11 protein-coding genes are annotated in these 11,300 nt (G+C 59.1%); 8 read left to right on the forward strand and 3 right to left on the reverse strand.

Annotated elements, in window-relative coordinates; all coding sequences use genetic code 11:
- From U9R25_12370 to U9R25_12405, 8 genes are all read left to right on the forward strand, one after another.
- A partial coding sequence (locus U9R25_12370; GenBank protein ID MEA3336700.1) for a hypothetical protein occupies positions 1–259 on the forward strand: 259 nt, incomplete at its 5' end.
- A gap of 51 nt (positions 260–310) precedes the next feature.
- A complete protein-coding gene (locus U9R25_12375; protein MEA3336701.1) occupies positions 311–2,188 on the forward strand; it encodes an alpha/beta hydrolase in 1,878 nt (625 codons plus the stop codon).
- Positions 2,175–3,065, forward strand: a complete 891-nt coding sequence (locus tag U9R25_12380) for a hypothetical protein (protein ID MEA3336702.1) — start codon at positions 2,175–2,177, stop codon at positions 3,063–3,065. Before U9R25_12375 ends, U9R25_12380 begins: the two co-directional genes overlap by 14 nt.
- Positions 3,055–6,249: an alpha/beta fold hydrolase gene (locus tag U9R25_12385; GenBank protein MEA3336703.1), complete on the forward strand. Its 3,195-nt coding sequence runs from the start codon at positions 3,055–3,057 to the stop codon at positions 6,247–6,249. The genes U9R25_12380 and U9R25_12385 overlap by 11 nt, the downstream gene beginning before the upstream one ends.
- Positions 6,250–6,269: 20 nt before the next feature.
- Complete coding sequence (locus U9R25_12390; GenBank protein ID MEA3336704.1) at positions 6,270–6,680, forward strand: hypothetical protein; 411 nt, start codon at positions 6,270–6,272, stop codon at positions 6,678–6,680.
- Positions 6,681–6,707: 27 nt separating this feature from the next.
- Positions 6,708–7,793 (forward strand): hypothetical protein, encoded by a 1,086-nt coding sequence (locus U9R25_12395; protein MEA3336705.1) that lies wholly within the window; start codon positions 6,708–6,710, stop codon positions 7,791–7,793.
- A 48-nt stretch (positions 7,794–7,841) separates the two neighbouring features.
- A complete protein-coding gene (locus U9R25_12400) occupies positions 7,842–8,666 on the forward strand; it encodes a hypothetical protein (protein MEA3336706.1) in 825 nt (274 codons plus the stop codon).
- Between the two features lie 6 nt (positions 8,667–8,672).
- On the forward strand, positions 8,673–8,897 hold the full coding sequence (locus U9R25_12405; GenBank protein ID MEA3336707.1) for a hypothetical protein: 225 nt from the start codon (positions 8,673–8,675) through the stop codon (positions 8,895–8,897).
- Positions 8,898–9,402: 505 nt separating this feature from the next.
- Here U9R25_12405 and U9R25_12410 read toward each other — a convergent pair.
- From U9R25_12410 to aqpZ, 3 genes are read right to left on the reverse strand one after another with little or no spacing between them, the layout of a single operon-like run.
- Positions 9,403–10,068, reverse strand: a complete 666-nt coding sequence (locus U9R25_12410) for a hypothetical protein (GenBank protein MEA3336708.1) — start codon at positions 10,066–10,068, stop codon at positions 9,403–9,405.
- A gap of 46 nt (positions 10,069–10,114) precedes the next feature.
- Positions 10,115–10,501 carry a nuclear transport factor 2 family protein gene (locus U9R25_12415; GenBank protein MEA3336709.1) on the reverse strand — a complete coding sequence of 129 codons (387 nt, stop codon included), beginning with the start codon at positions 10,499–10,501 and terminating at the stop codon, positions 10,115–10,117.
- Positions 10,502–10,553: 52 nt separating this feature from the next.
- Positions 10,554–11,270 (reverse strand): aquaporin Z, encoded by a 717-nt coding sequence (aqpZ, locus tag U9R25_12420; protein MEA3336710.1) that lies wholly within the window; start codon positions 11,268–11,270, stop codon positions 10,554–10,556.
- Positions 11,271–11,300 lie beyond the last annotated feature (30 nt).

The raw sequence follows: 11,300 nt of genomic DNA on the forward strand, positions 1-11,300 counted from the left end.
TGAAATAGGCACGCCCAAAGATTATACGGACGATCTTTACCTGGTCTATTTTGAGGTTGGCGAGTATCAGGAGAGAGCAAAGGCAATTCTGGAGAGTTATCTTGGCGAAGATCGAAAAGTAAGTATTCGAACACTTGCGCATGGGTATATCGTCGAAATCGCCTTGCAAAGCACACCGGATATTGTCAAAAGGCTTGTCGACGAAAATATCGCCGTTTATCAGGTCAACCGATTGGCAAAAAGTGACGGACGCTGGTAGACACACATCTTGAACATGGAAGAGACTATCACTCAAATCGGAAGGGGAAATTTGAAGACAACCATCATATCATTCGCTGTTCTTGTTTTGCTGTTGGCGCTGGCTGCCTGCGACGCCCAGGTTCCGACGCCTGCGCCGGAACCCACTACAGAAATCTCAGAGGCCGGGGAGGGCAGCGCTCCATCCTCCGAGGACCTCTACGCCGTCACCCAATCGCCGTGCGACGTGCCCCCGGGCGGGGATGAAATCGAAGGGGAGACCATCATCTGCGGGACGGTCAGCGTGCCGGAGAATTACGACGACCCCGACGGCAATCGCATACCACTGTCATACGCTCTGCTCAAGGCCAGCGGCGACTCGCCCGCGCCCGATCCGGTCATCTTCCTGCACGGCGGGCCGGGGTCCGGTGAACTGCTGACCCTGGCGACTTTCGTCGAAGATTTCGCCACCGTGCGTCAGGACCGGGATGTGCTTGTCTTTGATCAACGGGGCGCCGGTTTCTCGAACGCCCCGCTCGATTGCGCCATGGATTTGATTGAGCGGGAAGAAGAGATCGCCGACGCTGTGGCCCAGGCCTCGCCCGAGGATGCTGACAAGCTGAGGCAGGCGAAAATTCTGGAAATATGCGCGCAAGCTGCACAGGAGCGAGGCGTAGACCTCTCCCAGTACAACACCATCAACAACGCCCGTGACGTGCAATCCGTAGTCACCGCGCTGGGATACGAAGACTTCAACCTCTACGGCCATTCGTATGGCACAAAACTGGCGCTTGAGACCATGCGGCAACAGCCGGCGGGGCTGCGCAGCGTAGTCGTTGATTCGGTGGCGCCGCCCGACATAGAGCTCTATGCACGCTCCCGTGAACCCGCGCTCGAGGCCGCCCAGGCGCTCTTCGCCGCTTGCGCCGCTGGCGATGCCTGCAACGCCGCCTATCCCGATCTGGAGGCGCGCTTCAACCTCTTGATGGCGCAGCTTGAGCAAGCACCCATTGTCGTGAATGAAGAACAATCCATCACGCCGGCGGAGGTGATTGCGCTTTTCAATTTGCGCAATAGCCGTTATAACGGACCCGGCATCTCTGCCCACCTTCCCCGCATGATCGCCGAGCTTGAGCAGGGCGTGACCGACACCTATGATGGGCTGATGGATGGTTCGCTCTTGCCGCCCTCGCCCTTCGATGACGAAGAGTTCGTCCTCGATGAGGAAGAGAGCCCGCCGGAGCTGACGCTTGCTGAAACCTTCAACTTTGCGGCAAATTCAACCGAATCTCTGCAGGCCGATCCAGAAGCCAAGCGCGTCTATTTTGCATTGCCGCAGCAGCCAGCGACCCAGGCGATCTTGCTCGATTTCATCGACCAATACATCCCCGCCGCCGACAGCGCCGCGCTTCTGGAAACCGCCCAGGCCATGAGCAACGACGATGTCGCCGAACTCTACACCTTGATCCGCAAATTCGCCGCATATCAGCCCAACCCGGTCATGGCGACGATCATCGTTCCCTTGCACCTCTTTGTCTGCAACGAATCCATCCCCTTCAACACCATGGAGGGGGCCAAGGCGTATATCGAATCGGCGCCGATCCCGGCCATGACCCAGGGTGCGCTGGCCAACGCGGCCAACAGCATCGAGTTGTGCGACGGCATGCCCACGGGAACGGTCGACGACTCCTTCCATGACCCTGTTGCCAGCGACGTCCCCACCCTGGTGATGGTCGGGCTGAACGACACCCAGACCGCGGCAAGTTGGGGGAGCGTGGCGCTGGAAACCCTCTCCAACGGAACGCTGGCGACCTTCCCGGAGAGCGGACACGGCGTCTACCAGTTTTCACAGTGCGCCAGAGAGATGGGCGCGGCCTTCTTCAACCAGCCGGACGCAGCGCTCGATACCGCCTGTATCGAGGAGTTGAAGCCGGAATTTGCGCTGCCGTAGAGGTATCTCCTCGATATTCCGGGGCGCAGACCAGCCCCGGCGCATACAACCCGGACCCAACTGGCTGGCCATCGCCAACATCTTCTATCCGACCCAGGACACAGCCCTCTCCCTGACTATCTCGGTCATCGACACCACCAGCGCGCGCCTGCCGGCAGACCTGGCCGGCAAGCCCTTCGATGACCCGGAAGTCATCCAGCGCTTCAACGGGCTGCTGGATTTTGTAGCTACCCAGACGCCTGACCTGACATTGGCCACCCTCTCCATCGGCAATGAAGTGGACGGCTACCTGAACGGCAAGCAGTGGGCGCAATACCAGGAATTCTTCCGGGCCACATCGGCCCACGCCCGCCAACTCTGGCCCGATGTCCCCGTGGGCGCCAAAGCCATGTTTGATGGGCTGACCGGCGACGCGCAGGAGCCGTTGATGGCCCTCAACCAGCACAGCGATGCGATCTTCGTCACCTACTACCCGCTCGACCGCGACTTCACCGTCAAAGAACCGGACATAGTGCTGGCTGACTTTGACGCCATCAGCCAACTCTATCCCGACCGTTCCATCTACTTCCTCGAACTGGGTTACCCATCGGGCGAGGACAACGACTCATCCCAGGCCATGCAGGCTGAATTCGTGCGTCAGACCTTCCAGGCGTGGGATGCCCACCAGGATCAGGTCAAATTGATCTCCTTCACATGGCTGACCGACATCGATCCCGCCGCGGTGAAGGGGTATGAGCGCTATCATGGGATCTCAGGCAAGGGCTTTGCGTCCTATTTGGGCACATTGGGTCTGCGTACGTACAATGGTGAGGACAAGGACGCGTTCCGGGCCTTGAACGACGAGACTAAACGACGAGGATGGACTAATGAACCATAGTAAACGACTGAAAATCGCAACTACCGTGACGGGGGTGGCAATCACACTTTTGTTCCTGTTCACCGCCTGCGCAGCTCCAGTTCCTGACCCGCCAGAAGCGACCAAAACGCCGGTGGCAACACCAAGCAAGGAAACATCTGCCGCGACGCCAGATTCAACAGCCAATGCGCCAACGCTGCTCGACCGCCCCTGCGATCTCTTCATCCCCGCGGGCGAGGTCGAAGGCGAGACCATCCAGTGCGGCTACGTGATCGTTCCCGCAGTTCTGGATCAGGCGGAGAGCCAGCCGGTCAAACTGGCCTATGTCATCCTAAAGGCCACCAGGGACAAACCGCTGGACGACCCCATCATTCACATCGCCGGCGGCCCGGGCATCGCCTCCACCAGCCGGGATGTCGTGTTGGAACTCGCCCGCCGCTATGCCTCCATGCGCGAGACGCGCGACATCATCCTCTACGATCAACGGGGCATGGGCAGAAGCCAGCCTTACTTCGATTGTTACCAGTTCCTGGACGATTCGACGGACTTCAGCGCGCTGGATGACGAGTCAAAACTGACCGCCGCCTGCCAGGAAGCCATGGACGCCCAGGGCTATCCGCCGGAAGCCTTCAGCACGGTCGTTTCCGCCGCCGATCTCAACGAGCTGATGGCGGCTCTGGGTTATCCCGAATACAATCTTTATGGCATCTCCTACGGCACGCGCCTACTTATGGCCCTCATGCACTACTTCCCGGATCAGGCGCCGGTGCGCGCCATCGTCCTGGATTCGGTGGACACCCTGCCTGAAAACATCGGTACGGAACTGACTGCGGCCGGGCAACTGCTGCAACAGGACATGTTTGAATCTGTCTTTGCCGCCTGCGCCGAGGACGAAGCCTGCGCCACTGCCTATCCCGACCTGCGCGCCCAGTTCGATGCCCTGACCGAACAACTGGACCGGACCCCCATCCAGCTTGACGAGAACACCAACGTGGATGGCGACACCATCTATCGCTACACCTTCCCCTACAACAGCGCATTCCAGAATATCCCCTACCAGCCAAGGATGATTGCAGAGCTGAGCCAGGGCGTGACCACCACCCTGAGTATGATCGCCAACGGTGAAATCCCCGCGCCGGCCACCCGAACGGCCGCCTTGCCCCCGGAGCCGGAGGCGGTGGGGGATCTGCTGGACCTCTATTTGGAATGTCCCTCCCTGGAGTCAACGGAAGACGAGACAGGCAGCGAGATCGATCCGCTGGTGGGGTATTGGGATGCGGACGAAGGCGCCCTGGCGGCCCTTTTCACCAACGTCTGCCCGGAGGACATCGCCACCCAATTGACCGCCGCCGCCAGCGACACGCCCGGATTCTTCAACTATATCATCCAGCGCTTCGCCCCCGACCCGACGGTCGGCGTCAATCCCAACATCAACGGCAAACTCCTCTGCACCGAGCAATATCCCTTCCGGGAACCGTTCGGGGAGATGAAAGAAGAGATGGCGGTGGGTGGCATGCCCGCCTTCTTCATCGAAGAAACTATTGCCAACCTGACTCAGAATGTGGCCGGATGCGATGCCTGGCGGGACGCCATGACCGAGCCCACGCCCGACGAATATGGCTCCTACCCGACCTTGGTGCTCTCCGGTCAGTTCGACAACCTGACGCCGCCGGCCTGGAGCGAAACCGCCGCCGCCCTGCTGCCTAATGCCCAACTGCTCACCATCCCCAACGCCTGGCACAGCATCATGGGCAACAACGGCCCCTGTCCCACGGACATCACGCTTCAGTTTTTGGCGAATCCTGGCGAAGTTGTGGACGCCAGTTGTACGGAAGGGATGCAGGTGGTCTTTCTCCCACCAGCTGACGAAAAGACCGCTAGTTCCGATGAAATCACAGGAACCCCGGGCGCGCCCGCTATAGGCGATCCCTTATACCCGACCCTGGGCAATGGCGGCTATGATATCCAGCACTACGATATCGCCCTGGACGCCGACCCGGCCCGCAACGTCATCAGCGGCACGGTCACCATCGACGCCATCGCCACCCAGGATCTGAGCGCCTTCAACCTGGACCTCGCCGGCCTGACCGTGGACCAGGTGACGGTCGATTCCAACCAGGCCCCATTCAGCCGCGACGGCAACGAACTGACCATCACCCCCGCACAGGCGCTGGCCAACGGAGCAGCGTTCAGTGCCCAGGTGCGCTACCACGGTGAGCCGGAGTTAATCGACGATCCCAGCGCGCCGATTGCGCTCGGCTGGCAAGCGCAGGACGGGGGCAGCTTTGTCGTTTCTGAACCATCCGGGGCCATGAACTGGTATCCCGGCAACAACCATCCCGCGGACAAGGCCACCTACACCTTCCGCATCACCGTCCCCGACACCTATGAAGTGGCGGCCAACGGAATCCTCAGCCAGACGTTGCCCGCTGATGGCCATGTGACCTACGTGTGGGCGGTGGATCAGCCCATGGCCAGCTATCTTGCCACGGTGCAGATCAACGATTACGACATGGTCGCTACCACCACCGGCAGCGGTGTGGCCATCCGCAACTACTTCCTGAATGATACGCCTGCTGACGTCCGGACCGCTTTCGACGATACCGGGGCCATGCTGGACTACGTGGCCGATCTCATCGCTCCCTATCCCTTCGACGCCTACGGCATGGTGCTGCTGCGGGAACCGACCCGTTGGGCCCTGGAAACCCAAACCCTCTCCACCTACGGCGAGGGCGGCGCATCCGATCCGACGACCGTTATGCACGAACTGGTCCACTCCTGGTTCGGCAACAGCGTTTCCCCGGCCACCTGGCAGGATGTCTGGCTGAATGAAGGTTTCGCCAAGTATTTCGAGAGTTTGTGGCTGGATCATATCGGTGAGGCGCCCATAGACGATAGCATGGATGAACTCTACCAGATCATTTCGGGTCAGCAGACTGGACCGCCAGCGCTACCCGCACAGACGGAGTTGTTCGGTTTGAGCACCTATTACCGGGGCGCTTACTCGCTCCACGCCCTACGCCGGACGGTTGGCGATGACATTTTCTTCGACATCTTACGTGAGTATTACCAACGCTACCAGGGTGGCAGCGCCAGCACCGCCGACTTCGTAGCCGTGGCCAGGGAACTGGGCGGGGAAGAGGCGGAGAGCGTTCTTCATGATTGGCTGTACGGCGAGCGCGTGCCCCAAGAGACCGGCGGCTAAGTCCACATGAGTCGACCAACATGATTAGCAGACAAAGCCAACTTGTTATTGCTGCCGGCTTTTTCATCGTCTGGGTCGGAATCCTGTATGCCGGAGCGGACCATCCACCTCCGTTCGGATTCCTCTGGCTCGTGCTGCTTTGCTTGCTTGCCGCCGGGATCGTGTATCTGCGTGTACCAACCTACGCAAACTGGTCGGCGACCGGTCGCAGATTCCGTTTGTTGCGCGTTTTTCTGGATGGCATCGTGGCGGGTCTACTCTTTGCATTGGTCCCGCTCCTTTTCAATCGCGGCGGGGAGCCAGACGCCCAGCCCACGTGGGTTGACCACATGATCTGGTTCGCAGTCCTGGCGGGCGTAGGCGCGGCCAACGCCATGCTCATCTACTTCTTTAGTTTTGTGTCCAACCGGCTTGCCGAAAAGACCCAATAATCGATTACATTAACTACGGAGTCTATTTTGAAACGACAATTGATTTGGATAATCCCCATCGTCATCTTGCTGCTGGTTGTGGCAGGTTATTACGGGATTCGCCTTTACCGCGAATTAACTGCGTCCGTTCAGGTCGAAGTCGGGCAAGGACCGGTCGCAGAGGAATCCTTGAACTTAACGCCGCCTCCAGTGGCCGAAGAATCATGGGTGGCGCTGCGGCTGAAGGCAGTTGGCCTGAACAAGAAGCCTGTGCTGGGCGACACGGCCATCAGTGGCCATTTGCAACGGTTGGAGGCTGGCGAAGTTAGTGAAGAAACGCTCCTGCAGTACGCCGATGACCTAGAGCATCTCAACCAGTTTACTGCCGAACAGGGCGCTCGTATCCCCACCGACTTCTGGGACGTGCAGACAGAGGAGATGGAGGCAAACAGTTGGGACGAGTACAGCATCGTCCAGCAGATCTCCATCCCCGAAGCGGAACCGTATTTGCTGTTGCTGGCCCAGGGCTATGGACGTTTTTTGCAATTCAAGGCTGCAGAAGTGTCGGGCGAGGATACGGCCCTGGACGCGGCCCTGGATATGTTCGCCTTCGTGGATGAATACCATAACAAGGTGATGCCCCCATCCGCCTCGCCAGATGATCCGGCGGAGATAAAAGGGCGGGCGAGCGCAATGTTGATGGTGTGGCAAAGCCTGGTAGCCGGCAGCACGCGCACCAACCCGATCACCGGCGAGCCCATGTTCTCGCACAGCATCTTCGCCCGCGATAACGTGGGAACCATGCACCAGTACGATGTGGGTCAGGCCATGTCCATCGCCGACGTGTGGGGTGTGACCGGCTTCGCTGCCCATTTTGTCGGTATTCCGGAGAACAACAACCAGGTGGAGCACATGTCCATCAGCAAGGTTTTGCAAATCGTGCTGAATGAGCCGGTAGCGGTGCTGGACGGCATCGAGGAAGAGAAGCTGCTGCTCGGGCACGCCGATCAGGCGGAGGCTGAGGCGGATATGGCCCTGAACAACGCCATCCACAAGGAGTTTGTCCCCTTGTTTGTCGATGACTGGCAGCAGGCCGTCGAGCGCCTGCGCTGCGTGCTGAAAGATGAGTGTTAGCCGAAGCAACCGCTGCTACAACGAAACCGGCACGGGAAGCAACCACACGTGAGCAAAACACGAAGGCCCGTTAAGCGGCCGTCAGCCGAAACCTACATCTTCATCTCCCTGGCCACCTTCGGCCTGACGGTGGCTGCAACCCGCATATTCCTGCAACTGGCCGGGTTTCCACAGTTGGGCAACTCCATCCTGCACATCGCCCATGCGATTTGGGGTGGTTTGCTCTTGTTTGCAGCCGTGTTAGCCACGCTGATAATGGCCAATCGTTGGGCGTTTACCCTGAGTGCCGTTCTTAGCGGAGTCGGCGTCGGGCTTTTCATCGATGAAGTGGGTAAATTCATCACCCAGAAGAACGACTACTTCTTCCCGCCGGCAGCACCCCTCATCTACTCCCTTTTCCTGTTGATGGTGCTGTTGTTCCTGATGCTTCGCCGTTCTCGCCGGCCAGGCCCCCGCGCCAGCATGTACCGCGCCCTCTTGGGAATGCAGGAAGTGCTGGACAACAACCGGGACTCCCAGGAACGAGATCGTTTGCTGGCCGAATTGACACACGGCCGTACCGCCCCAGAACCCCACATCGTATTTTTGGCCGAACAACTGACCGCCTACCTGCAGGACGAGTCTATCCCGCTCGCCAGTTATCGCCCCGGGATTTGGGAGCGATTCAATCGGCAGGTGCGCGCCATTGGCGAGACGTTGGGACGCAAGAACCACCGACATCTCATTGTGGGAATAACGGCCATCGTGGGTATCAACGCGCTCATGATGGTTGCGCTGCTCGTATGGGCCTGGCTTTCGCCATCCCAGTCCAGGATTATCCTCTCTGGCTTGCTGCTGGCCGAGACAGAACTCACCACCCAGAATCTCACCTGACTGCTCGTGCGTCTGGTTCTGCAACTGAGCGTCGGCTTACTCTATCTTCTGGCCTTGCTGCGCTTCTGGCAGGGACGGGAGAGAGCTGCCGTGGATACAGCCATCTTCGCAGCCCTGTTGTCGTTGACGACCCTGCATTTGATCAATTTCTATTTGAATCAATTTGGCTCGTTGCCGGCCCTGTTCATCAACTTCGCCCTGCTGCTCTTGATGCTGGCCTACCGCTCCTGATACCTGACGGAGGGCGAAGCGACGACCACCAGCTGAGAAGGCCATCAGAAAACGGCCGTTATCATGGCAGCCACAATCAACACCAAATGTCACGAAGTCCCGGAGGGGAGAGGAAGATGTCGGAATGCCAGAATGTCGGAATGTCATCATTCCGCATCTTGACACAAAGTCCCGCAGCGAAGCGAAGTGGATATTGGCATATTGACATTAAACCCTCCCCGCGTCCCCGCGCCTTCGCGTCCTCCGCTCCCTTCGCGCTTCGCGTCCTTTGTGACCCTTCGCGCCTTCGTGGTCCAAACCCTCCCCGCGTCCCCGCGCCTTCGCGTCCTCCGCATCCTTCGCGCTTCGCGCCCTTTGTGACCCTTCGCGCCTTCGTGGTCCAAACCCTTCGCGCCTTCGTGGTCCAAACCCTTCGCGCCTTCGTGGTCCAAACCCTTCGCGCCTTCGTGGTCCAAATCCTCCCCGCCTTCGTGGTCCAAACCCTCCCCGCGTCCCCGTGTCCTCCCTATCCTTCGCGCCTTCGTAGTCCAAACCCCTTCCGATTCCCTATCACAATCGTTCCGACGGCCTGAACCGCGTCCCTGTCATCCTCAAGGCTCGTTAGTTCATCCATCACCTGCTGCCACCACGTCAGGGCTCGCGGCTCCCGCGGTCCGTCCAGTTCCGCCTCGAACAGATCAGCCCCGGCTCGAACCGCCCGCACGAAATCAAGGTATTCTTCCAGAAATTGATCGCGATAGGCAGGATCGCAGCCCTCGCTATCGAAGTGAAATCGAATTCCTTTCTCCTGCGAAAGACTCATCACAAGCATCTGCCGGTCCGGCCCTTGCAGGGGAAAAATGACCAACTCCTGTGGATAACTCATACGGTCGATTTCGTTACCGATCCCGCCCGCCGCTCTGAGCATCCGGGCGACCAACCACGTCTCCACGCCGTCGGCAGCATGATAGATCTGATCCCAAAGTTGCAGGCACCCGCTTTCGGCAAGGCTTGTCCCAGGATCAGTCATCCAGCCCATGGCATAGTTTCCCACCGGCGCCGACTCCACCGGATGGAGGGTGTCCACAAAGGCCTGCACTCGGCCGTAGAGTTCGATGGCCGCTGCCTCGCGATCATCCGCCGGTTCCGGATCTTCGATTCCCAACGCGTGTTTTAATCTTTTTAGAAGCATCAAAGAAGAACCAATACCACAGTAATTTACCAGCCTACCAATACACCTACCCGCCCGGCGGCACCGACACCGCGGCTACCTGCTTCCAGACATCCTCCTCCAACCTGTAAACCGCCATGAAACGAGCAGTGTAGTCGAACGACTCCCCCGCGTTCTGCCCCTTGCCGCGCCAACGTCCTGTCAATATAGCCACATCCCCCATCAGTCTCACCTCATACTCATCACTTTGGGCGATCTCCCACCCTCGGTCGCCCGATCGATAGGAGATAAGCAGCTCATCCTTGCCAATCACCGAACCGTCGGCCTCGATCTGCATGAACTCGTCGGATAGAATCGCCTCGATCGTGTCCATATCCAGGTCGAGATGGGCAGCCGCCCATCTTTTTTCGGTTTCGATGACACCAGCGATTTTTCGCTGATCATTTCGGGACATCTTTTACAGTTCTTTTCTCCGGATCGCTCGCTCGACCTGATGGCGCCGAGCACTATTCATCGGAAGTCGCTGGACCAGGTGCCTCCTGGCGCTCGCCCACAAAACGATACAACAGAGCGCCCAGCACACCGCCAACGATCGGAGCAACCCAGAACAGCCAGAGCTGTTGGATGGCCCAGCCGCCCACGTAGATCGCTACGCCGGTGCTCCTGGCTGGGTTCACCGACGTATTGGTCACAGGAATGCTGATGAGATGAATCAGGGTAAGCCCCAGGCCAATGGCCAGCGGGGCAAATCCCTGTGGCGCCCGATTATCAGTAGCACCCATGATGATGAATAGAAACATCATAGTCATGACAACCTCGGTCACCAGGGCCGACGTTAACGCATAACCGCCCGGTGAATGCTCGCCATAGCCATTGCTCGCGAAGCCATCAGCCACACTGAAATCTGCATTGCCACTGGCGATCACGTAGAGAACGCCCCCGGCTACTACGGCACCGAGCACCTGTGCGACGATGTACGGCAACACCTGTTTGGCCGGAAAACGACCACCGCTCCAAAGTCCGATCGAGACCGCCGGGTTAAGATGGCACCCGGAAATATGCCCAATGGCATAAGCCATCGTCAGAACAGTAAGCCCGAACGCCAGAGCAACCCCCAGCCACCCGATGCCTACTTCGGGAAAGGACGCAGCAAGCACAGCGGCGCCACAGCCCCCCAAAACCAACCAAAACGTACCGATGAATTCTGCTCCATACTGTTTCATTGAGTGGCTCCTTCCTCACTGTATCAGATT

The organism is Chloroflexota bacterium, from assembly GCA_034717495.1.
Lineage (GTDB): Bacteria > Chloroflexota > Anaerolineae > JAAEKA01 > JAAEKA01 > JAYELL01.